Source organism: Oceanospirillum sp. (assembly GCF_982874595.1).
Window position 1 is genome coordinate 1 of record NZ_CEYNZH010000016.1, and the last position, 21,995, is coordinate 21,995.

At 50.2% G+C, this 21,995-nt stretch carries 20 protein-coding genes; 10 read left to right on the forward strand and 10 right to left on the reverse strand.

Annotated elements, in window-relative coordinates:
- Window positions 1-131: 131 nt before the first annotated feature.
- The 4 genes from AC4GL5_RS09270 to AC4GL5_RS09285 all read right to left on the reverse strand — a co-directional run bounded on the left by AC4GL5_RS09270 (window position 132) and on the right by AC4GL5_RS09285 (window position 4,005).
- On the reverse strand, window positions 132-341 hold the full coding sequence (locus AC4GL5_RS09270) for a cold-shock protein (RefSeq protein WP_028304561.1): 210 nt from the start codon (window positions 339-341) through the stop codon (window positions 132-134).
- Window positions 342-753: 412 nt separating this feature from the next.
- Entirely contained in the window at window positions 754-2,151 is a 1,398-nt protein-coding gene (locus tag AC4GL5_RS09275) for a TRAP transporter large permease (protein WP_490382495.1), read from the reverse strand.
- Window positions 2,148-2,870 carry a TRAP transporter small permease gene (locus AC4GL5_RS09280; protein ID WP_490382496.1) on the reverse strand — a complete coding sequence of 241 codons (723 nt, stop codon included), beginning with the start codon at window positions 2,868-2,870 and terminating at the stop codon, window positions 2,148-2,150. The genes AC4GL5_RS09275 and AC4GL5_RS09280 overlap by 4 nt, the downstream gene beginning before the upstream one ends.
- Window positions 2,871-3,018: 148 nt before the next feature.
- On the reverse strand, window positions 3,019-4,005 hold the full coding sequence (locus AC4GL5_RS09285) for a TRAP transporter substrate-binding protein (RefSeq protein WP_490382497.1): 987 nt from the start codon (window positions 4,003-4,005) through the stop codon (window positions 3,019-3,021).
- Between the two features lie 714 nt (window positions 4,006-4,719).
- Here AC4GL5_RS09285 and yrfG point away from each other — a divergent pair.
- The 3 genes from yrfG (at window position 4,720) to hslO (ending at window position 7,007) form a co-directional block, all read left to right on the forward strand.
- On the forward strand, window positions 4,720-5,457 hold the full coding sequence (gene yrfG, locus AC4GL5_RS09290; RefSeq protein ID WP_490382498.1) for a GMP/IMP nucleotidase: 738 nt from the start codon (window positions 4,720-4,722) through the stop codon (window positions 5,455-5,457).
- A 74-nt stretch (window positions 5,458-5,531) separates the two neighbouring features.
- Complete coding sequence (hslR, locus tag AC4GL5_RS09295; RefSeq protein ID WP_490382499.1) at window positions 5,532-5,933, forward strand: ribosome-associated heat shock protein Hsp15; 402 nt, start codon at window positions 5,532-5,534, stop codon at window positions 5,931-5,933.
- A 201-nt stretch (window positions 5,934-6,134) separates the two neighbouring features.
- Window positions 6,135-7,007, forward strand: a complete 873-nt coding sequence (hslO, locus tag AC4GL5_RS09300; RefSeq protein WP_490382500.1) for an Hsp33 family molecular chaperone HslO — start codon at window positions 6,135-6,137, stop codon at window positions 7,005-7,007.
- A gap of 328 nt (window positions 7,008-7,335) precedes the next feature.
- Here hslO and AC4GL5_RS09305 read toward each other — a convergent pair whose 3' ends face one another.
- A complete protein-coding gene (locus AC4GL5_RS09305; RefSeq protein ID WP_490382501.1) occupies window positions 7,336-7,707 on the reverse strand; it encodes a hypothetical protein in 372 nt (123 codons plus the stop codon).
- On the opposite strand from AC4GL5_RS09305, the gene AC4GL5_RS09310 reads away from it, so the two are divergent.
- From AC4GL5_RS09310 to gshA, 3 genes are all read left to right on the forward strand, one after another.
- Window positions 7,698-9,254, forward strand: a complete 1,557-nt coding sequence (locus AC4GL5_RS09310) for a phosphoenolpyruvate carboxykinase (RefSeq protein WP_490382502.1) — start codon at window positions 7,698-7,700, stop codon at window positions 9,252-9,254. The two genes, AC4GL5_RS09305 and AC4GL5_RS09310, sit on opposite strands and share 10 nt — an antisense overlap.
- 305 nt (window positions 9,255-9,559) lie before the next feature.
- Window positions 9,560-11,902: a Tex family protein gene (locus AC4GL5_RS09315; protein WP_490382503.1), complete on the forward strand. Its 2,343-nt coding sequence runs from the start codon at window positions 9,560-9,562 to the stop codon at window positions 11,900-11,902.
- Between the two features lie 207 nt (window positions 11,903-12,109).
- The gene (gshA, locus tag AC4GL5_RS09320; protein WP_490382504.1) at window positions 12,110-13,726 is read left to right on the forward strand and encodes a glutamate--cysteine ligase; all 1,617 of its coding nucleotides are present in this window, start codon (window positions 12,110-12,112) and stop codon (window positions 13,724-13,726) included.
- 107 nt (window positions 13,727-13,833) lie between these two features.
- Here gshA and AC4GL5_RS09325 read toward each other — a convergent pair whose 3' ends face one another.
- Complete coding sequence (locus AC4GL5_RS09325; protein WP_490382505.1) at window positions 13,834-14,250, reverse strand: flagellar basal body-associated FliL family protein; 417 nt, start codon at window positions 14,248-14,250, stop codon at window positions 13,834-13,836.
- Window positions 14,251-14,498: 248 nt separating this feature from the next.
- Between AC4GL5_RS09325 and AC4GL5_RS09330 the strand changes: the two genes are divergently transcribed.
- From AC4GL5_RS09330 to AC4GL5_RS09340, 3 genes are all read left to right on the forward strand, one after another.
- On the forward strand, window positions 14,499-14,990 hold the full coding sequence (locus tag AC4GL5_RS09330) for a disulfide bond formation protein B (RefSeq protein WP_490382506.1): 492 nt from the start codon (window positions 14,499-14,501) through the stop codon (window positions 14,988-14,990).
- Window positions 14,991-15,150: 160 nt separating this feature from the next.
- Window positions 15,151-15,627 carry a sigma D regulator gene (gene rsd, locus AC4GL5_RS09335; protein ID WP_490382507.1) on the forward strand — a complete coding sequence of 159 codons (477 nt, stop codon included), beginning with the start codon at window positions 15,151-15,153 and terminating at the stop codon, window positions 15,625-15,627.
- Window positions 15,624-16,616, forward strand: coding sequence for a WD40 repeat domain-containing protein (locus AC4GL5_RS09340; RefSeq protein ID WP_490382508.1), 993 nt, complete (start codon window positions 15,624-15,626; stop codon window positions 16,614-16,616). The genes rsd and AC4GL5_RS09340 overlap by 4 nt, the downstream gene beginning before the upstream one ends.
- A gap of 84 nt (window positions 16,617-16,700) precedes the next feature.
- On the opposite strand, the gene ftnA is transcribed toward AC4GL5_RS09340, so the two are convergent.
- The 3 genes from ftnA to AC4GL5_RS09355 all read right to left on the reverse strand — a co-directional run bounded on the left by ftnA (window position 16,701) and on the right by AC4GL5_RS09355 (window position 18,849).
- Window positions 16,701-17,234, reverse strand: coding sequence for a non-heme ferritin (gene ftnA, locus AC4GL5_RS09345; protein WP_490382509.1), 534 nt, complete (start codon window positions 17,232-17,234; stop codon window positions 16,701-16,703).
- Between the two features lie 98 nt (window positions 17,235-17,332).
- Window positions 17,333-17,500, reverse strand: a complete 168-nt coding sequence (locus AC4GL5_RS09350; protein ID WP_490382510.1) for a hypothetical protein — start codon at window positions 17,498-17,500, stop codon at window positions 17,333-17,335.
- Window positions 17,501-17,652: 152 nt separating this feature from the next.
- Window positions 17,653-18,849, reverse strand: a complete 1,197-nt coding sequence (locus tag AC4GL5_RS09355; protein ID WP_490382511.1) for a GGDEF domain-containing protein — start codon at window positions 18,847-18,849, stop codon at window positions 17,653-17,655.
- 274 nt (window positions 18,850-19,123) lie between these two features.
- Here AC4GL5_RS09355 and AC4GL5_RS09360 point away from each other — a divergent pair, with 274 nt between their 5' ends.
- Window positions 19,124-20,065: a LysR family transcriptional regulator gene (locus AC4GL5_RS09360; RefSeq protein ID WP_490382512.1), complete on the forward strand. Its 942-nt coding sequence runs from the start codon at window positions 19,124-19,126 to the stop codon at window positions 20,063-20,065.
- A gap of 283 nt (window positions 20,066-20,348) precedes the next feature.
- On the opposite strand, the gene AC4GL5_RS09365 is transcribed toward AC4GL5_RS09360, so the two are convergent.
- Window positions 20,349-21,980 (reverse strand): ATP-binding protein, encoded by a 1,632-nt coding sequence (locus AC4GL5_RS09365; protein ID WP_490382513.1) that lies wholly within the window; start codon window positions 21,978-21,980, stop codon window positions 20,349-20,351.
- Between the last annotated feature and the right edge of the window lie 15 nt (window positions 21,981-21,995).

Here is a 21,995-nt window from a genome sequence, read left to right on the forward strand (position 1 = left end):
CACATTTCTCCAGTTTAGGATAGAAAATGTGTCAACCTTATTCAGGACGGGACACAGGCATAAAAAAAGCCAGTCACAAGGACCGGCTTCTTTCGAGAAAATTCTATGCCGTTACCGGCAGAAGAATAATCTTACAGAGCAACGATGTTCTCTGCCTGAGGGCCTTTAGCGCCATCAGTAACAGTGAATTCAACTTGCTGACCTTCGGTCAGAGTTTTGAATCCAGAGCTTGCAATTGCGCTGAAGTGAGCGAACACGTCAGGACCAGATTGCTGCTCGATGAAACCAAAACCTTTAGCTTCGTTAAACCACTTAACAGTACCACGGATAGTATTAGACATAATAAATTCACCTGAATTTAGAAAAGTAAAAGTGCCTTCAAAGGCGATTTTTTGCAGAAGAATAGACTTGAACTTAGAGACTTCAGGACGAGGAATTATGACTAAAACTACGTATTGGAGAATATAAATTAGAGACTTCTTTCTAGCTGGTGTCGATAGTATAGAGGTGTTGGACAGATAGCGAGCTTTATTTCAGTTATTTCTCAAAAACCTTTCAAAGCACGATTTTCAGCACAAAAAAAGCCCCGAACTCAGCGGGGCAAATGTAGAGTGCTTCAGCAGAAGCACTTAAAGCAAATCTGACAATAACCTTGCCAGATAATGACTCTGGCCAACATACGCTGCCAAAGCCGGTCGGATTAAAACAATCAATCAACCTGAACCCGCTCAGGGCTCAGGCTGATAAGTCTTATCAGTATCCGTTCAGCTGGTCGATATACTCCGGCAGGAACAGGGAGATCTGAGGAACATAGGTAATCAGGATCAGGAAACCCAACAGCAGCGCCAGCCAAGGCAGTGCAGCCTTGATCACCCAAACCATGCTGCGACCGGTAATACCTGCAGTTACGAACAGGTTCAGACCAACCGGAGGCGTCAGCATACCGATCTCCATATTCACCACCATGATGATACCCAGGTGAATCGGGTCGATACCCAGCTGAGTCGCAATCGGGAACAGAATAGGTGCCATGATCAGCAGGATCGCCGATGGCTCCATAAAGTTACCCGCAGCCAGCAGCAGAATGTTCACCACGATCAGGAAGCCCCACGCAGGCAGCCCCCAGCCGATAATAGTTTCCGCGATGATGTGCGGGATACGCTCGGTAGTCAGTACGTGGGCGAACAGCATGGCGTTGGCGATGATAAACAGCAGCATCAGAGATACTTTTGCCGCATCCAGTACCACGCGCTTCACTTCAGCATCAAAGAAAGACTTAGGCAGTGCGATACCGATCTGAGCCAGGTTACGTGCCACACAGGAAGCCAGAGCCTCGCCCTCATAACGCCATGGCTTGTCTTTCAGCGGCCCCATATCACGGTAACCGAATACCGCAACCAGGAAGGCATAAACCGCCGCTACTGCAGCCGCTTCCGTCGGACTTGCCACACCGCCATAGATAGAACCCAGAACGATCACGATCAGCATCAGACCGCCCATGGCGATAACACCGGAGCGGAACAAAGCACGGAAGCCCGGGAATGGCTGAGCCGGGAAGTTCTTAATGCGCGCCACAACATAGATGGCGATCATCAGAATACCGCCCATCATCAGGCCCGGAATCATACCCGCCATAAACATACGGGCTGCAGATACTTCAGTGGCTGCAGCATAAACCAGCATCACAATGGATGGTGGAATCAGAATACCCAGCGTACCGGCGTTGGCGATTACACCCGCGGCAAAACTTTCCGGATAACCGGCACGAACCATACCGGCAATAACGATGGTACCGATCGCCGCTACCGTGGCAGGAGACGAACCGGAAACCGCAGCAAACAGCATACAGGCCATAACCGATGCCATGGCCAAGCCACCTTTTACGTGACCGATACTGTCTACCGCAAAGTTGATCAGTCGCTTGGCCACGCCACCGGTAGAAAGAAATGCTGACGACAGAATAAAGAAGGGAATCGCCAACAACGTGTAATGGTGAGACAGCGCTTCAAACAGTTTCAGCGCGACAGATGCCAGGGAATCGTCCGAGAACATCAGAATAGTGCCGACACTGGACAAACCCAGCGCAACAGCAATTGGCATACCCAGGAAGATACAGCCAAACAGAATCAGGAAAAGTACAGCGATTGTCATTTGTCTGCTCCCGAGTTTTCAGATTTGTTAGCATCAGATCCGTCTTGATTGTTTCTGTCAGAAAGATCTTTCTCGGCTTTGGCACTGTCAGCAGCATTCTGCAGCTCTTCGGCCAGATGCATGCTGTCTTTACCTTCATCCGCCAGATGGAAACCATCTTTCTTACCGGTCAGGATCGCCCAACCCAGTTCAGCAAAACGGATCACCAGCAGCACAAAACCCACCGGCATAATCATCATCGCCATCCATTTAGGAATCGCGATATCTTCCATCTCAATACCGATCATGTGCATCAGCTGCAGGTAGTCCCAGGAACCCAGCAGGAAGAGCGCGCAGTACACAAAACAAAGAGCAATAGCCAGTAAACCTGCCAGACGACGCAGCGGCTCCGGCAAAAGTTTTACAACAACATCAACACCGATATGCGCACCAATGCGCACCCCGTAAGAGGCACCAAACAGAACAAACCATGCTGCCGTGTAAAGGGTCGCTTCCTGAATCCAGGTCACACCGGTACTGAAGACAAAGCGCATGATCACTTCAGCAAATACCAGCAGGGTCATGGTGACCAGCAAGAGAGCAACGATGTTCTCTTCAAGTTTATGAATGAAACGTACAACCATGATTAAACTCTCATCGTTTCGTGAACAGGCTCTGTCCGGATTGATGCTGACAGCAAAGTGCCGCCAAACCATCAGGTAACGGGGTACAAAAGCCAAAGGGGGTATCCGGGGGGTTAAAACACCACTGCCAGCGCACTGACAGCGGTGTTTTCTTCTCTACTACGCGCTTACGCTCTTAGAAAGAACCGAGCGCTACAACACATCCTGCCGGAACAGCGCGGGCAGCTCCGGCAAGACAGAGTTGTTAGTTGTTCGCCTGAATTGCAGCATCGATCACGTCTTTACCGATCTGACGCTCAAACTGCTTCCAAACAGGCTTCATCGCATCTACCCACTGCTGACGTTCAGCGTCAGTGATCTGCAGTACAGTAGTGCGACCGGAGTCGATGATGCGCTGACGGTCACCCATCGCTTTTTCACCAGCAACTTTGTTGCCGTAAGCGATCGCTTCGTCCATCGCTTTCTTCAGCTCAACACGAACGTCATCATCCAGCCCTTTCCAGAAACGGGCAGAGGTTACAACCATGTAGTCCAGAACACCGTGATTGGTTTCTGTCACATAGTCCTGAATCTCAAAGAACTTTTTCGAGTACAGGTTAGACCATGGGTTTTCAGCACCGTCGATCGCTTTAGTCTGCATCAGGGTGAAAACTTCGGAGAAAGGCTTTTTCAGAGGAATCGCATCAACCGCTTCGAACTGAGAAACCAGAACGTCAGACGTCATAATACGGAACTTCAGACCTTCAGCATCAGCCGGAGTGCGAAGTGGCTTGTTCGCAGACAACTGCTTCATACCGTTGTGGATATAACCCAAGCCCATCAGGCCGCGTTTTTCCAGAGAGGTCAGCAGTTTCTGACCGGTAGGGCCTTTCTGGAAACGGTCAACCGCATCCATGTCTTTAAACAGGAATGGCAGATCGTAAACCTGCAGCTGCTTGGTGTACTTCTTGAATTTAGACAGAGAAGGCGCTGCGATCTGAACATCGCCCAGCAGCATCGCTTCCAGAACTTTGCCATCGCCAAACAGCTGAGAGTTTGGATAAACCTCAACATTAACTTTGCCCGGCAGACGGGATTCAGCCAGCTCTTTAAATTTAAGAGCCATCTGACCTTTAGGTGTGTTTTCTGCAACAACATGAGAAAACTTGATGGTTACAGGGGCAGCAAAGGCTGTGGCTGCGCCAGCAAACATGCATGCTGCAAACGTAACGGCTTTGGTGAGTGAGCGCATTGATCCGACTCCTAATGGAATTTGTTGTTATGTAATCAGGCCTTTGAGTTCAAAACGGCTTATAAGCATCAGTCTGAAAACGTCGGGCGGTGCAAAAAAGGCCGGACAACGCCAGCCCTAAACTTGCAAAGGCCAGCCCAAATGACTTCAAAGGCTGCGACCAACTTAACTATTACAAGTACAGTGCCAACTTATCCGGCCTTCATTAAAAAAACATAACCTGTTGTTTTAAAAAGAAAAAAATAGCATAAAAATCAAAACAAAAACATTAAACCCCGCTAATACTGTGCGACTTACCGCACAGCCTCTAACGGAACAGGCGGATAACCACTCAACAACATCAAACACTCTTTAGACCTAGGTCTAAGACCCATTAGCACAACAGGCCAATATTCCCGGAAAAAAGTCCACGACAAGGATCTGGTTTCTTCTTTATTACGGACTAAAAAGCCCGAAGCTAAAAAAGTGTGCGGCATTTCACACAGCGCCACCTAAAAAATAACTGACCAGAAAAATTAACGTTTCAGTCAACGTTAGCCTGAAAAGACGACCCACCCTTAGAAAGTTCGATAGACCAGAAAAAACCAGATCACCACTGCCCCTTGAATTTCAGCACCCTTCCCCCATTGTTAGAAACAGACCAAACCGGGAAGGTAAACAGATGTGTTACCTTCCCGGTTGAACTTCCGCCCCCGATTCAGCAATAGGCCCATCATGGCTCAAGAACATCAATCTCCAGACCCACGCCTCAACGCCGAAGAAGATCAGGAACAGCCGGGCGCACTTGAAAGCTTCATACCTCCCGAATGGCATAAGATCGATACCGTACTACTGGATATGGATGGTACCTTGCTGGATCTGCATTTCGACAGCCATTTCTGGTTGGAACATCTGCCAAAACGTTATGCGGAACTGCATAAGCTGGATGAAGCCAGCGCATTGGATTACGTCATTAAAGAGATCACTAAAGAGCAGGGTACCCTTAACTGGTACAGCCTGGATTACTGGGCCAACCACTTTCAGGTCGATATCGTTGCGCTAAAAAAAGAAGTGCAACACCTGATCGGCTTCCGCAGCGATGCCTTAGAACTGCTCAAATTTCTGGAGAGTCATCAGGCTCAGGTGATTCTGGCCACCAATGCCGACCATCACAGTCTGGATATCAAGCTGCCAGTCACAGGGCTGGATCAGTATGTGGATAAGATTGTCAGCTCTGCTGAACTGAAGATTGCGAAAGAAGACCCTGAATTCTGGCAGGCCCTGCGGGATACGGTCGAGTTCGACCCCGAGCGCACGCTATTAATTGATGATAACGAAACGGTACTGGATTCTGCCCGGGAGTTTGGTATTCGCTACCTGTATACCATCATGCAACCGGACATGCGGTCCCCCGTGCGCACCCTTACCCGCTACCCCGGAGTCAGTACGTTTTCGACAATTATCCGCCTCTGAGCAGCAAAAGATGGTGGATAGAGGTTTCAGAGCGAACCAGCCTCTAAAGAATAAAGCTTAGTAAAGGTACATCGATGAACACACCGGAAACCAAAGTACGTCTCGACAAATGGCTCTGGGCGGCCCGTTTCTTTAAAACCCGTGCACTGGCGAAAAAAGCGATTGAAGGCGGCAAGGTGCACTACAACGGAGAGCGTTGTAAAAGCAGCAAGATGGCCGAAGTCGGAGCCATGCTGACGCTGCCCCAGGGCTGGGATGAAAAACGGATCGAGATTATCGCCCTGTCTGATCAGCGCCGAGGCGCACCGGAAGCCGCTCTGCTTTATAAAGAAACTGCCGAGAGCATTAAGAAGCGCGAAGAAGAAGCCGAGAAACGCAAGCTTCTTAAAACGGCAATGGGCGCACCGGAAAATCGTCCGAACAAGAAAGACCGACGCATGATTCATCGCTTTAAACGAATCGACACAGAACAATAGGATATACGAGTTCTAATAACGTATCAGAACACAGGGCGACTCTGGACTATACTGGAGCTTTAATGCTGTCGGTTCATCCCAGCCTCCAGTACTCAGAATGCGTCTTCCCCGCAGAGGGTAACAGCTTGCCTGTAAAGCCCTGCAAACCGTTTTAACGGCACGATTGCCGGAATCATCGACATTAAAAGATAGAAGAGATTTATGAGCCAATTCGACTTTATTCAGCGCTTTGTTATTGATAACTCACCGGTCCGTGGCGAGATCGTTCGACTGAAAGAGAGCTTTCAGCAAGTGCTGGATAAGCACGACTACCCACCGGCTATCGAGAAACAGTTGGGCGAAATGCTGGCCGCAGTTGCACTGCTGACCGCCATTGTCAAAGTTGATGGCATTCTCTCACTTCAGGCCCGTGGTGCCGGTACCTGCAGTTTACTGATGGCTGAATCCAACCCCGGTGGCGACTTGCGGGCCATCGCCCGTTGGGAAGGGGATATCGGTGAAGCCAATACACTTAAAGAACTGATGGGTAACGGCCAACTGGTCATCACCATCGAGCCCACCAACGGCAAACGTTATCAGGGTATTGTCTCTCTTGAGCGAGAAACTCTGGCTCACTGTCTCGAACAGTACTTTGAACAATCAGAGCAGCTGCCAAGTCGCCTTTGGCTGAATGTCACGGATAACATCGCATCCGGTTTTATGCTGCAGGCGCTGCCATCAGAACGAACCGAAGCGGATATTAACGCCTGGGAACATGCGGTTAGCCTGGCAGAAACACTGAAGAATGACGAGTTGGCCTCCCTTCCTTTTGAAGAGCTATTACATCGCCTGTATCACCAGGAAGAAGTGCGCATTTTTGAAGGCAGCCCTTTACAGTTCAACTGCACCTGCTCTGAAGAGCGGGTTAAAAACGCCTTAGTCAGCGTAGGTAAAGAGGAACTAAACGACGTCATTAAAGAACGTGGAAGCGTCGAGAGTAAATGCCAGTTCTGCAATACGCTCTACAGTTTCAGCGCAGCCGATATTGAAAACTTATTCGATGACCCTGATGCACCCGCGCCAGTGATTCACTAGGCCGTCACCGAATTTCTATTCGTTAGCAGGGCTTAACCGGCTAACGAATAGCAGTAACGAAGACAGGAGGCTGATGCCTCCTGTACTTTTTTCTGACAAACAATGCCCATGTTTTTTCCCTGATCACTCTTTAAGCCCCAAACGTTTTCCCAAGCCGGTACGCCTCCCATTAATCTTTCGATTTCTAACCTTTTATTCTTGTAGTAAAACTACAAAACCATCAAAAACGCTATTCAAAAACACCTTACAAAGTGAACATACAGTCAAAAAAAAGAGGAGTGATCATTTTTTTAGCCCTCTTTCCGAATTTCCCTCCCACAAGTTGCGCTTAGTAAGAACCTCTATCATTTAAAGCGTAAACCATCTTTAACACTGAATTTTCAGCGAAATACTCTAAAAACATCTGCTTTTTTGTGTGCAACTGCATCAAGAATTTTGTTTTGTAACTGTTTTTCAGAATTTTCTTCCTGCTGGGGCTTCGCACAGCCCCCGTTTTTTTGACATAATACGCCCCTAAAACCGCTTCCGCAGGCAGACCGGTTTCCGGATATTTTTCGGAAACAATACAACCTGACTGGAACGGTTTTTTTGATACCCGCTTGGTAATTTGCCCGCTTTGGTGAATTTGCCCTTGGTAAATTTGCCCGGTTTGATAGTAGTTGATCGGCTGGAGCCGAAGGACACAAGTAAATGACGACATCGATTGACGATAGCTCTGTAATGACGTTCACCAACCTCAGTACTGCTGAATTGGTTCAAATGGCTGTTCAACGTAAAGAAGGCGAACTGGCCAGCAACGGAGCTTTGGTAGTTTCTACTGGCCACCGCACCGGCCGCTCTCCAATGGATCGCTTCATTGTTGAAGAGCCCAGCACTGCAGACCTGATCGAATGGGGTGCAATCAACCGCCCGTTCGATTCTACAAAATTTGATGCTCTGTGGGACCGCGTAGAAGAGTATCTGTCTCAGAAAGATACTTTTGTCTCCGAGCTGCATGTTGGTGCTGATCCGGAGCACTACCTGCCGATTCGTGTTACCACCGAAACAGCATGGCACAACCTGTTTGGCCGCACGCTGTTTGTTCGTCCTGACGAATTCAACCCGAAAAACAAGGGCGAGTGGCAGATCATTAACGCGCCTCAGTTCGTTTGCGAACCTGAGCGTGACGGCACCAACTCTGACGGTACCGTCATTATCAACTTTGCTAAGCGCAAAGTGCTTCTGGCTGGCATGCAGTATGCCGGCGAGATGAAAAAAGCGATGTTCTCTGTACAGAACTTCCTGCTGCCTGAGAAAGACGTTCTGCCGATGCACTGCTCTGCAAACGTTGGCGAAGATGGCGAAACAACTCTGTTCTTCGGTCTGTCCGGTACCGGTAAGACCACTCTGTCTGCAGATCCTGAGCGTTACCTGATCGGTGACGACGAGCATGGCTGGGGCAAAGGCGTTGTATTCAACATCGAAGGCGGCTGCTACGCGAAATGTATCGACCTGTCTCAGAAAAACGAGCCGGTAATCTGGGACGCGATTAAGTTCGGTTCCGTACTGGAAAACGTTGTTCTGGATGGCGACCGCACTCCGGATTACACCGATGTCAGCCTGACTCAGAACACCCGTGCGGCCTATCCGCTGGAGCACATCGAGAAACGTGTTCTGGAAAACCGCGCTGGTGAACCAAAAGCGATCGTATTCCTGACCTGTGACCTGACTGGTGTACTGCCTCCTGTTTCTGTTCTGTCTAAAGAAGCAGCGGCTTACCACTTCCTGTCCGGTTACACCGCTCTGGTTGGTTCTACTGAAATGGGTTCCGGTGGTGGCATCAAATCTACCTTCTCTACTTGCTTCGGCGCGCCTTTCTTCCCACGCCCTGCAGCGGAATACGCTGAGCTGCTGATCAAGCGTATCGAAGAATTCGGCTCTAAAGTGTATCTGGTTAACACCGGCTGGACCGGTGGTTCATACGGTGAAGGTCAGCGCTTCAGCATCCCGACGACCCGTGGCATCATCTCTGCGATTCAGAACGGCGCACTGGAAGATGTTGACACCGTTCACCTGGAAGGGATCAACCTGGCTGTACCTGCTGAGGTACCGGGTGTTGAAACCAACCTGCTACAGCCTCGCGGCACCTGGGCTAACGCTGAAAGCTATGATGCGGCAGCTAAAGAGCTGGCGGCCAAATTCGTTGAAAACTTCAAGAAGTTCAACGATGTGGACGAAGCGATCATCGCTGCAGGTCCTCAGCTGTAAGATCCGTTATCGGCTGTTTCATCAGCCATCGGATTTCAGAAAAAGGCGAACACCGAGTGTTCGCCTTTTTTGTTTCCTTTATATGATGAACAGCAGCCGTTGCAGATCGTTACTTGGGTTCTACATTTTTTTGCCAGAAAAATTTTGCCCAGAACCTCACCTTACTGTATAAAATCACAGCTTAAATTTTTAGCGATATCAATTCGTTAGCGGATAAACGTCAGCCCATTCATTTTATATCAGGGTTTACGGCTCCGCCTTCGTGCCGATCCCCCAATTCAAGACAAAAAAAGAGAGTTGCCTTCATGGATCAGATCTCCCAACGTATTGCCGATGAACTCAGCGTCAAACAGACTCAGGTAAGCGCTGCCGTTGCCCTTTTGGACGAAGGCTCAACCGTTCCCTTTATCGCGCGATACCGTAAGGAGGTCACCGGCGGTCTGGACGACACTCAACTGCGTAATCTGGAAGAGCGCCTGCGCTACCTGCGGGAACTGGAAGACCGTCGCAGCACCGTTCTGAAAAGTATCGATGATCAGGGCAAACTGACCGACGAGCTGAAAGCCGACATTCTGTCTGCAGAAACCAAAACCCGTCTGGAAGATCTCTACCTGCCCTACAAGCCCAAGCGCCGTACCAAAGCACAGATCGCCCGAGAAGCCGGTCTTGAGCCTCTGGCCGATCTGCTGTTTAACAATCCGGAAACCGACCCTCAGACTGCTGCCGAAGACTACATAAACGCTGATGCCGGAGTTGCCGATACCAAAGCAGCACTGGATGGTGCTAAACAGATCCTGATGGAACGCTTCAGTGAAGATGCCAGCCTGCTGGATCTGCTGCGCACCAAACTCTGGCAGCAGGGTGAACTGCAATCCCGTGTGGTTCCGGGTCAGGAGCAAACCGGTGAGAAATTCAGCGACTACTTTGAACACAATGAAGCGGTCAGCAAAACCCCGTCGCACCGCGCACTGGCCATGTTCCGTGGCCGTAACGAAGGCGCTCTGCAACTGGCAATCGTACTGCCGGAAGCTGAAGAGCTGAAGATTCATCCCTGCGAGGAGATGATCGCCCGCCACTTCGGTATCAAGGATCAGGGACGTGCCGCAGATACCTGGCTGAAAGAGGTGGTGCGCTGGACCTGGCGCGTAAAACTGCTGACCCACATCGAAACGGAACTGATGACCCGTCTGCGCGAAGCCGCTGAAGCAGAAGCGATCAAGGTGTTTGCCGGCAACCTGAAAGACCTGCTGCTGGCCGCTCCTGCAGGTCCCCGTGCCACTTTAGGTCTCGACCCCGGTCTGCGTACCGGCGTTAAAGTCGCCGTTGTCGATCACACCGGTAAGCTGCTGGATTACGCAACCATCTATCCCCACGCACCTAAAAACCAGTGGCGCGAATCGCTGGCGGTTCTGGCGGCACTGGTCAGCAAACATAATGTCGACCTGATCAGTATCGGTAACGGCACCGCCTCCCGCGAAACCGACAAGCTGGCCGCGGATCTGGTAAAACTGATCAAAGACCGTAAAGTCAGCAAAATTATGGTCAGTGAAGCGGGAGCCTCGGTTTACTCGGCTTCTGAGCTGGCCGCGAAAGAGTTCCCGGATCTGGACGTGAGCATCCGTGGTGCAGTCTCCATCGCCCGTCGTCTGCAGGACCCGCTCGCAGAACTGGTGAAGATCGATCCGAAATCGATCGGTGTGGGCCAGTACCAGCACGATGTATCCCAGACTCAGCTGGCCCGCAGCCTTGAAGCCGTTGTCGAAGACTGTGTGAACGCCGTGGGTGTGGACGTGAACACCGCTTCTGTTGCTCTGCTGAACCGGGTATCCGGCCTGAACGCCACACTGGCTCAGAACATCATCAGCTACCGTGATGAGAACGGCACCTTCAACAGCCGTACCGACCTGAAGAAAGTAGCGCGCCTGGGGCCTAAAGCCTTTGAACAGTGTGCAGGCTTCCTGCGCATTATGAACGGCAAGAACCCGCTGGATGCCTCTGCGGTTCACCCGGAAGCTTATCCGGTGGTGAAAAAGATCGCTGAAAACAGCGCGCGCAAAGTGGATAGCCTGATCGGTGATTCCGGTTTTCTGAAAGCGGTAAACCCATCCGAATACACCGATGAAAACTTCGGTCTGCCAACGGTGACCGATATTCTGAAAGAGCTGGATAAGCCTGGCCGTGACCCGCGTCCTGAGTTTAAAGCGGCTGAATTTATGGAAGGCGTGGAAGAGATCAGCGACCTCAAACCCGGCATGATTCTGGAAGGCTCTGTGACCAACGTGACGAACTTTGGTGCCTTTGTGGACGTCGGCGTACATCAGGATGGTCTGGTACATATCTCAGCCCTCTCCAACAGCTTTGTTGAAGATCCGCGCACCGTGGTGAAAGCCGGTGATATCGTGCAGGTCAAGGTGATTGATGTCGATCAGCAGCGTCGTCGTATCGCACTGTCGATGCGCCTGAACGATGAACCGGAAGCACAGCAAAGCCGTAGTGGTGCCGGTAATGACAAAGGACGTGGCCGCAACTACTCTTCCGCTAATCAGAATAAACGCGGTCAGAGCGGCAAGGAACAGGGCAGCCAGGGTGGCGGTATGGGTACGCTGGGAATGTTGCTTGCTCAGGCACAGCAAAAACAGCGAAAATAGCCCTCATAAAGTGTTCTGACCAAAGCGATCAGAATTCTGGTCGATTAATTTGGTCACCCAACTTTTTCTCGACACAACTTGAAGCCTGATTCTGCGCCCCCATATTGCCAGATCAGGCTTTTTTCGACTGGCGCAGGCCGGTTTTCTGCAGACGAATCCGCTGTTATCGTCAACATTTCAGCGACTGAAACGCTAAATGCGCCGGCCATGCCGGTTGGTATTAGGGGAAGCACCTTGACCAAAACCATTAAAGATCGTATCGAGTTTTTACGCCCCGTTGCCCAGCGAGGTCTTTTTACCCAGATCAAACGCGGACTCGAAAAAGAAGGCTTACGCACCACACCCACAGGCAATCTGGCGCAAACCGATCACCCAAAAGCTCTTGGTTCAACCCTGACCCACCCCTATATCACGACAGATTATTCAGAAGCGTTACTGGAATTTATCACCCCGGTATCCAGCAAACTGAATGAAACACTGGATTTTCTTAAAGATCTGCACACCTTCAGTTATCGCCATCTGGGCGATGAAGTGATCTGGCCTGCCAGCATGCCATGCAAGCTGCAGGGCAATGAGAGCATTCCGATCGCCCGTTATGGCAGCTCAAATTCCGGCGTTATGAAAACCGTATACCGTCACGGTTTGTCCTGGCGCTATGGCCGCATCATGCAATCCATTGCCGGCCTGCACTATAACTTTTCTCTGCCGGAGCAGCTGTGGCCTGCACTGCTGCACCTGAAATACCCGGAGCGCGACGCGAAAGATCCACAGGTACTGCAGAACTTTATCTCCGAACAGTACTTCGCCCTGATCCGGAACTTCCGCCGCTACAGCTGGCTGCTGCTTTATCTGTTTGGTGCGTCGCCTGCGGTGGATAAGAGCTTTATTGAGGGTAAATCCCATGAGCTTGACGAGCTGGATGCGGACACCCTGTTTCTGCCCTATGCCACCTCGCTGCGTATGAGTGGTCTGGGCTATCAGAACAACGTGCAATCCAGTCTTAAGATCTGTTTTAACTCGCTGGAAAACTACGTCGGTTCGCTGACCCACGCGATTAAAACCCCATATGCGCCATACAGTAAGCTGGGTACCAAGGTTGACGGAGAGTATCGACAGCTGAACACGAATATTCTGCAGATCGAAAACGAGTACTACAGTGATATTCGACCGAAGCGAGTGGCCGAAAGCGGTGAACGCCCGTCCGAAGCACTGACCGAACGTGGTGTAGAATATATCGAGGTACGCTGTATCGATCTGAACCCCTTTGAGGCGATCGGTATCACAGAGACCCAGGCTCGTTTTGTGGATACCTTTTTACTGTTCTGTTTGCTGGAAAACAGCGCCCAGATCCCTGATGACGAGTGTGAAATGCTGGATGAAAACCACAGCAAGATCGTTAACCGGGGTCGGGAGCCGGGTCTTATGCTACAGATCCCAGAAGGCTCCATCTCCCGTGAGGAGTGGAGTCATCAGCTGTTTGATCGCCTGCAACCGGTTGCTGAGCTGCTGGACAGCAACAGCGATAACGCGGTTCATCAGGCGGCACTGGATACCTTCCGTCCACTGATCGACCAGCCTGAACTGACCCCGTCCGCACGGGTTCTGGATGCGATCCGTAAAGCCGGCAGCTTTACCGCCTTTGCCCAGCAACAGGCAAACCAGCAGGCTGAAGAGCTGCGCGCTACGCCGATCAACAAGGCCCGTGAAGCCCTGTTCAGCCAGCTGTCGGAAAGCTCTATTCGTCAACAGGCCGATCTGGAAGACGCTGATCGGGTCGATTTCGACACCTTCCTGAACGACTATATGGCCCGACAGAACGCCTGATTGTCGTAAATCGGTTTGCAGCCGGAACGCAAAAACGGAAAAGCCCGCTGATGATAACATCAGCGGGCTTTTTATTCGGGTCAGACCGATCAGGTCTGTCAGTCTGCTTATTTCTGGTAGATAAAGTTCAGGACCAGCAGATCATCAATCACCGGATGACCGACCTCTTTCTGCATCAGGTCTTTCACTGCCTGAGTCGCTTCCATACGGATCTGCTCCTGACCCACCGGCGTTGTTACGGCTTCATCGGTCTGACGGCTCAACAGAGATACCAGCTCATTGCGGATCAACGGCATATGATGGCTCACGGTTTGCTCCGCCAAAGGCGAGCTGGTGACCAGGGTGATATCCGCTTTCAGATATTTCAGTCGGCCCGGACCGCCGTAATTCAGAACAAAAGAAGGCTTCACTTCAGTGTAAGCGATAGGCGAACCATCACCAGCCTCTTCTGCTGCCCAGCTTTGCATACTTGCGCCAAACATAATCAGCACCGCCAGCAGACTGTGTTTCACTAACTTAATCACTCAGCACTCTCCAATTTAATCATTATCCGCATTATTTGGATCCTTCCGCAGTTAAGGGGAACCTGCCGGAATGAAAATACTCTATGGGAGCATCCCGGATCACGTCCGTGGCGCTGCCTGAGTCAAATATCGTTCTATTGTAGGGCTGCTACGGATTTTTTCCAATGCGTAACCCACTTATAATAAGGCCTTGGCAAACAGGTCGCTTCAGATGCCTTGCCTTAACCTCATTAAACTAAGGACAGAGAATGACCCTAAATTACCGCACGATTAATCTGGCCGGTTTTGCAGCCTGTTTTTTACTGATCGCCAGTGCGCTGGTGATGCAGCATGTTTTTGAACTGGAACCCTGCCCTCTATGCATCTTCCAGCGCATCAGCTTTATGGTCGCCGGTGCTCTGTTTCTGGCTGGTGCCGTCTTCAACCCAAGCTGCAGCCGCCTGAAGGCAGCGATCAGCGGGCTGAACCTGCTGGCACTGGCTGCGGGTATCGGTCTGGCGTTACGCCATATCTGGCTACAGAATCTGCCACCATCCGAAGTCCCCTCCTGTGGACCGGGGCTGGATTACATGCTGGAAGTCCTGCCTTTCACCTCGGTGATCAATCAGGTGCTTAGCGGTAGTGGCGAATGCGCCGAAGTCTCCTGGACCTTTCTGGGGCTTTCAATCCCCTGGTGGACAATGTTTGCTTATATTGGCCTTGCAGGCCTGATTTTTCTGTCGCACCGTAAAGCCCGATAATAAACAGGCGTAAGAAATACTTCTGAAAATTCGACGGCCGATATTTGCCGACGAACACAGGTGACATTGCATAACTGCTACCGTATGCTTGAAAACAATCACATACTGATACGCGATTTTGCGATGGCCTGTTGGCCCGTACAAATGCTGGAGGTCTGCCATGCTTGAAGGTTGTAAAAATGCCCGTGAACGCTGGAGCGGTGTTCATGAGATGATCGACAAATGGCTTCAGGAACGCCAGGAGCTGATCGTTAGCTATACGGAAATTGCTCACCGGGTTAAGACCGATGCTCCGGTGGATGCGGCTCAGGTTCAGGCGCTCTGCGACGTCATGGTAGACTACACCTCAGCCGGTCATTTTGAGATTTTTGAGCAACTGTGTCGCGAAGCTGAAGCCTTCTCGGATCAGGATGCGATCGATCTGAGCCAAAAGATTTTCCCGCTCATTCAGAAGAGTACCGATGTCATCCTCGACTTCAACGAAACCTACGGGGACAGCACACCGGAACAGGACGCTATTCAGGCTCTGCCCGATCAGCTTTCTCTTTTAGGTGAACATCTTGCGGACCGTTTCCAGCACGAAGATACTCTGATAGAAACCTTACACACTGCGCACAGGGAACTTGTAGACTCATGATCCATGCAGGTAAAACTGTTGTTTCTGCCGTACTGGCTTCACTTGTACTAACGCTTTCCGGTTGCTCTGATCTGACTCCACCGGAGCAGACCTGGTCACTGGCGACTAAAGGCCATTACGACGCGGCTTTATCTGATAACGGAAGCCTGGCGATTGTTGCCTCGATCAATCATGGTGGCAGCCTATGGCAACTGCCGCAGCATGAGCGGGTATTTAACTGGAACCATAAAGCCGATACCTTCTCACTGCTGGATCATGTGGCCATTTCCGGTGATGGCCGCTACGGTGCAACCGCTGAACAAAGCAAGTTAACACTTTGGGATGCAACGTCCGGCAAATCTCTGAATTTCTGGTCTTTACCCGCTGATATTCGTAGCTTAGACATTTCTGCTGACGGCCAGTTTCTGATTGCGGGCCTGGATAACAGCACTGCTGTTCTGATCAGCACAGCTCAGGGTAAAGGGGTTCGCACTTTTTCCGCAGATGATCAGGTATCATCGGTTACTCTTAGCGCTGATAACTCGCTGGTAATGGGTGGCACCCGCGTCGGTTCTGTTTATCTCTGGAACACAGAAGATGGTGAAGTAAGAGGTCAGTGGTCTCATGACAACCAGATTCGCGCTATGGCGATCGCCCCTGACAACCGCTACGCCTTTAGCGGTGCCCAGGCTGGGTCCGGTGTCGTGGTTGACCTGACCAGTGGCCAGATCGCTATGAATATCGATATTAACCGTGGTGGTGAGATTGCTGCAGCCACTTACACCGCTGCAGCCTTCAATCAAAGCCAGAATCTTCTTGTTACCGGCACCAGTACCGGCAAACTAAAGCTATGGGATCTGTCAGCGAAAAAAGAGATTGCCGATTGGGAAGCAACTAAGCGAAATGCCTGGAAGCCTTCCGGTGTCAGTATTCAGGACATCGCTTTCGTCAGTGGGAATAAGCTAAGAGCGGTTGCCAGCAATGGATTGGCTTATGAATTCGGCCGCTAGCTTTTAAAGCGGCTCCTCGGGCATCAGCAACAAAAAACCGGTAAGGGGACTTACCGGTTTTTTTGGCACTGCAATCCGTCCTTATCAGAACTCAGGCTCTGAAGAAGCCATCACGCTGCCGCCTTCTTTACCTACCATTCTGCCAATCTCTTTATCGATAAAGAACAGACCTTTGCCATCCTCACCGATAATTTCAATCTTATCCAGAATACTTTTGAACAGCTTCTCTTCCTCATGCTGTTCAGCGACATACCACTGCAGGAAGCTAAACGTCGAATAGTCCTGTTCAGTAAATGCCGTGTGCGCCAGCTCATTAATCTTCTGGGTAATCAGACACTCATGCTCAAACACCTTCTCAAACAGGTCTTTGATTGAAGAAAACTCTGTAGGCGGCGCATCAATAGCGCCCAGCTTCGCCATGGCACCGGTCTCATTCACATAGGTGAACAGACGTTTCATATGCTCCATCTCTTCATCCGCATGTTTTTGCAAAAACGCTGCGCAGCCCTCAAACCCCTTATCTTCAGCCCAGGCGCTCATCTGCAAATAAAGATTTGACGAATAAAACTCCAGATTAATCTGTTCATTCAAACGATCAACCATCGCTTTTTTTAACATAGAATCTCCTAAATAAAACAGGTCAATACTGGTGCCAAACTCTTACCGTTAGCCGGACTACAATTGATAAGCCTGAGACTGAAACATTCAGCAAAGTGCTACATCTCTACGGGACGACAGAGACGCTTTTTATCCGATGCAGAACGGGCACATTTACCGCACAAGTAACGACTGAACCGGGTTACTTCGGTCAGTTCCTGAAAGTGTTTAGTAATGTCACTCTTGTCCAGCTTACATAATCGAGCAGACTTCAGGGCCTTTGCCATAAACGAAAACCTCAGAGAAAACACACCAGCGAATCGGGCCGCACTAATGAAACCCTAAAAAAATACAAATAATAACCATTATCATATAAAAATAGCATTAGAAAGGGAAGTACTAGCGCACCCACAGCCTGATCAAAGGGAAGGGATTGTCTTCAGGTATCTGAAAAACCAGCCGACACCTGACCGCTCTCCCCGTCATCATCCTGATGCAGAGAAGACATCATCAGGCTTCCAAGCTGGCGGTCAGTAACTAACTGATTCCTACCACGATTCTTAGCAGAATAAACGGCAATATCCGCACGATGCATCGTCTCCTCTATCGGCTCCTTTGGCCGATACTGAGTCACACCAATGCTGGCGGTAACATTATGCCCGGGGTCAAGAATGTCTAACTGAGCCTTTTCCATAGACTCGCGCAAGCGCTCTGCAACCTGAGTAGCACCATCAAGAGGCGTTCTGACAAGTACCAGTACAAACTCCTCTCCACCCAACCGAGCCACAAAGTCCACTTCTCGGACACTATTGCGGGCAATATCCGCAAAAGTCTGCAAAACTTCATCGCCCGCCTTATGCCCATAGCGGTCATTAACCTGCTTAAAGTGATCCAGATCAACAAAACAGAGGCTGAATTCGTAATCGCCACGATAGGCCAGTGCCTGCTGCCTGCGTAGGATTTGCATCAGATGACGACGGTTATACAGCCCGGTCAGATCATCGGTAATTGCCTGCTCCTTGGCCTGTTTCATCACCTCATTCATCTCAGCATTACGTTTTTTAAGCGCCCAACGCAAACTGCTGATCTCTGTTCCGATAATACTGACCCCTACCAACATAAAAATGAAAACCAGAGCGCTCAGGGCCTGCTCGACCAGATCAACACCATCACCGCTGAACTGATGTAACAGCATAACAGTGGTGTAACAGATAAGAATAAAGCCACCAACGATAAAGAAACCACGACGCTGCATCCTGAATGCCCCGAACAAAACAACCAGCAGATAGTGCATCAGAAACACATGTTGCAGATCCGGAACCAGATAAATAGATATCGTATTGGTGAAGGTATGCCAGATTAGTTGAGGAATGGTCAGACTGGGGTCTTTAAAAAGAAGATTGATGTCATAGCTGATCATCAGCGGAAAGCATAAGTTACCCAGCCAAATCAGTGTATAGAGCAGGATAAAATAGGGCAGTTCCAGATCGACCATCCCCAAAAGCATCGACAACACAACAACGGCTGTGAGTACCAACCCAGAACCCGTCGCCATCAGGGTTCGTCTCATCCGGAGTAACTGGTGCTGATCTTTAGGGACAAGCTGCGGCATCAGTTTGTCTAGTATTTCGATCATATTTCCCTCTGCAGATTTTTAATTGTTATGTCTGCCTCCATGCGACCCATCGGTTTTACCAGAAAAGAACCTTCATTCCAATAAAGCTGCTTTTTAAAACCTACTTAGCTCTCATTAACAACAGTTCACTACACGATCTGACAGAATGTCACACAAACTGTCTCAGTTCCCGACCGGCTGCCCGCCTGAATCCATCATAGGGAAAACCACGTGCTATAATGAGCAGAGTTAGACCAAGCAAGAATATTCATGAAATATATTCAAAGAGATCGCCATGATTGAGATACGACACCTCAAAACCCTGATGGCATTAAAAGAGACCGGTAGTCTGGTTGAAGCAGCAGATCGTATTCACCTGACTCAGTCTGCTCTCTCGCACCAGATTAAAGATCTCGAAGAGCGGTTGGGTTGCACCCTCTTTGTCCGCAAGAGTAAACCGCTGCAATTTACCAGTGCGGGTATGCGAATCCTCCAGCTAGCGGATGAAATCATGCCGTTACTTCGTTCGGCCCAGCGGGACCTCGACCGCATGGCTGGCGGTGAAGTTGGTCGACTGCATATGGCAATTGAGTGCCATAGCTGTTTCCAATGGCTGATGCCTACCATTGACAGTTTTCGTAATAACTGGCCAGAAGTTGAAATGGACTTTGCCTCAGGCTTCAACTTTGCCCCACTTCCGGCACTCGCTCGCGGTGAGCTTGATCTGGTGATTACCTCTGACCCTAAATCCCTGCCAAGCGTAGAGTACGTTCCTCTGTTTCGTTATGAAGGCCTTCTTGCCGTCGCCAAACAACATGCTTTCGCTAAAAAAAGCTTTGTTACTGAACAGGAACTGGCCCAGGAAACGTTAATCATCTATCCCGTAGAAAGAGACAGACTGGATGTATTCTCTAAATTTCTGACACCGGCAGGTCTTGAGCCAGCCGATACACGTTCAGCAGAGCTGACCATTATGATGATGCAGCTGGTCGCCAGTGGTCGTGGTGTTTGCGCCTTGCCTAACTGGGCTGCAGCAGAATACCTGGAACAGGATTACGTCAAAGGGGTTCGTCTTGGAGAGAAAGGCTTATGGAGCATCCTGTTCGCTGCAGTACGAAAAGACACCATTGACAGCGCTTACATGAAAGACTTTCTCAGAACAGCACGTGAGGTTTCTTTCCGAACGCTGTCCGGTATTCAACCCGCTGAACACAAAGCAGATGGCCTGGCCGATTAAAAACAAGTGCTAATAAAAACTGCAGACGAAAAAAAAGGGACCCACTGCATGGTCCCTTCTCAAAAGGAGAGATAAAAAGGATAGAACTCAAGTCTCAGCTACAAATCAACCTGCGTTCCAATTTACTGCAGGAAAAATGTTACTGAATGAGGGCTTTCCCTTTCTTGATACTCATCAACAAAATCCGGTGCAACACTTAACCTGAGTCAAAAAGCACCGGGTTAGCTTTTTATCGATGAAAATAATGCTGAAATGACCTCTTTCTGATAGCAAAAATCTATCATTACACCATTGGAGTATCTTCAACCTCGACCCGGTAACGGGGGAAAATCAGGCTGAAACGAGCGCCACCAAAGTCATCACTACGATCCACCATAGCACCACCCTGATGCCAGTAGGTAATTCGACGAACAATCGACAAACCCAGTCCATAGCCACCGGATGCCCGTGTACGACTGTCATCCAACCTTGAGAAAGGCGTAAACACCCGCTCCCAGTCCTCCTCAGGAACACCTGGGCCATCATCTTCCACATCAATACGAATACTGTCTGAGTCAACATAGCAACTGACCTGCACCTGACTTTCGGCATAGCGGCAGGCGTTGCTGACCAGGTTCTGAACTGCTCTCTGGAAATAACGCACCTCAACATCGGCATCATTACCGGATGCGGGATTTCGGTGTATCACGTTCAACTCCAGCTCAGGCTTGAGAACTCTAAGGCCATTGACCACATCATCCAGAAGCGGCACCACTTCAGCCCGCTCATAATGCAGATGCAGCGTCTCCTGGCCCAGTCGGGCATAGGTAAGAATCTCATCGACCAGCTCATCCAACTCCTGGATATCGTTATCAATGCCCTTCAGCTGTTTCTGAGCAAAAGGATCATCAACCATATCCTCAATCATCTGCATACCGAAACGGATCCGGGCAACCGGAGTCCGCAACTCATGGGAAACAGCATGGATCATCTCTTGCTGAGTCTTAAGCAGTTCCTGAACCTGCTTCGCCATAGTGTTGAATGCGCGAGCTAAACGGGCAACAAAATCATCGCCCTCAACCCGAACCCGGGTACTCAGGTGACCTGCTGCAATTCGACTGGCGGCTTGCTCAACTTTCTGCAGGCGATGTTCCAGCATACGTACCGACAAATAAACCCCACTACCGGATAACAGCAGGGCAACAAGCGCTATTGCAGCCATTAAAACCAGCGGGTAGGGATCAAACATACCCACAGGTCCCACCTTCAGCATGCGATCGCTATCCAGTTGAGCGTAGGCTTCAACGGCTCTGCCGTTTTCCCTAAAGGAAAGAATCGCTTCGCCTTCTACAAGTTGCTGCAGTTCAATGCGATCAAGAGAAACATCCGCCACAGGGATCAGTGATACCGGATAAGCAAAATGAGGGTTTGTTTCGGAGAGTACCTGCTCGGCAGGAGCGTCATAGCCACGGATGACCTGGCGCAACAGATCTACTGAAGCTCGGGCATGTTGTTCAGACAATCGGGGAATCAGGCCTTTCACCAACAAGCGGCTCTCAGGGTTCAAATACCGATAAACCACCAGCTCGCTATCCGCCCCCCCCTGAAGCACCAGAATTCGATTCTCCCGCAATCGACGCAACTGCCAACTGTCCAAGGGTTCGTCATCGACCCGGGTCACTGACAGCTTAATACTCAGTTCAGCAGCAGTTTCCATCAACCAGCTGACACGGTTGGACTCTTCCTGCTGTTGCCAGCCTTTACTCAAAAGATAGAAGGTACCGGAAGCTAATTCTTCCCGGTATTGCTCTACCCGAACATGATTGATTAACGACGTAGCACCTACGGCAAGCACAATAACCAACAGCATCGCCAGTAGCATGTGCAAATAAACACGGATAAAGATGCTGTTAACCCGAAGAGCGTTTAGAGGCATCACGTGAAAGAAATC

What these genes read in the sequence shown, in the direction of transcription:
- AC4GL5_RS09270 (WP_028304561.1), bottom strand. Translation starts at nt 341, where the DNA reads ATGTCTAATACTATCCGTGGTACTGTTAAGTGGTTTAACGAAGCTAAA.
- AC4GL5_RS09315 (WP_490382503.1), top strand. Translation starts at nt 9,560, where the DNA reads ATGGATCAGATCTCCCAACGTATTGCCGATGAACTCAGCGTCAAACAG.
- AC4GL5_RS09330 (WP_490382506.1), top strand. Translation starts at nt 14,499, where the DNA reads ATGACCCTAAATTACCGCACGATTAATCTGGCCGGTTTTGCAGCCTGT.
- yrfG (WP_490382498.1), top strand. Translation starts at nt 4,720, where the DNA reads ATGGCTCAAGAACATCAATCTCCAGACCCACGCCTCAACGCCGAAGAA.
- AC4GL5_RS09355 (WP_490382511.1), bottom strand. Translation starts at nt 18,849, where the DNA reads ATGATCGAAATACTAGACAAACTGATGCCGCAGCTTGTCCCTAAAGAT.
- AC4GL5_RS09360 (WP_490382512.1), top strand. Translation starts at nt 19,124, where the DNA reads ATGATTGAGATACGACACCTCAAAACCCTGATGGCATTAAAAGAGACC.
- AC4GL5_RS09285 (WP_490382497.1), bottom strand. Translation starts at nt 4,005, where the DNA reads ATGCGCTCACTCACCAAAGCCGTTACGTTTGCAGCATGCATGTTTGCT.
- hslR (WP_490382499.1), top strand. Translation starts at nt 5,532, where the DNA reads ATGAACACACCGGAAACCAAAGTACGTCTCGACAAATGGCTCTGGGCG.
- AC4GL5_RS09305 (WP_490382501.1), bottom strand. Translation starts at nt 7,707, where the DNA reads ATGTCGTCATTTACTTGTGTCCTTCGGCTCCAGCCGATCAACTACTAT.
- AC4GL5_RS09365 (WP_490382513.1), bottom strand. Translation starts at nt 21,980, where the DNA reads ATGCCTCTAAACGCTCTTCGGGTTAACAGCATCTTTATCCGTGTTTAT.
- rsd (WP_490382507.1), top strand. Translation starts at nt 15,151, where the DNA reads ATGCTTGAAGGTTGTAAAAATGCCCGTGAACGCTGGAGCGGTGTTCAT.
- AC4GL5_RS09350 (WP_490382510.1), bottom strand. Translation starts at nt 17,500, where the DNA reads ATGGCAAAGGCCCTGAAGTCTGCTCGATTATGTAAGCTGGACAAGAGT.
- gshA (WP_490382504.1), top strand. Translation starts at nt 12,110, where the DNA reads ATGCCGGTTGGTATTAGGGGAAGCACCTTGACCAAAACCATTAAAGAT.
- AC4GL5_RS09310 (WP_490382502.1), top strand. Translation starts at nt 7,698, where the DNA reads ATGACGACATCGATTGACGATAGCTCTGTAATGACGTTCACCAACCTC.
- AC4GL5_RS09340 (WP_490382508.1), top strand. Translation starts at nt 15,624, where the DNA reads ATGATCCATGCAGGTAAAACTGTTGTTTCTGCCGTACTGGCTTCACTT.
- ftnA (WP_490382509.1), bottom strand. Translation starts at nt 17,234, where the DNA reads ATGTTAAAAAAAGCGATGGTTGATCGTTTGAATGAACAGATTAATCTG.
- AC4GL5_RS09275 (WP_490382495.1), bottom strand. Translation starts at nt 2,151, where the DNA reads ATGACAATCGCTGTACTTTTCCTGATTCTGTTTGGCTGTATCTTCCTG.
- hslO (WP_490382500.1), top strand. Translation starts at nt 6,135, where the DNA reads ATGAGCCAATTCGACTTTATTCAGCGCTTTGTTATTGATAACTCACCG.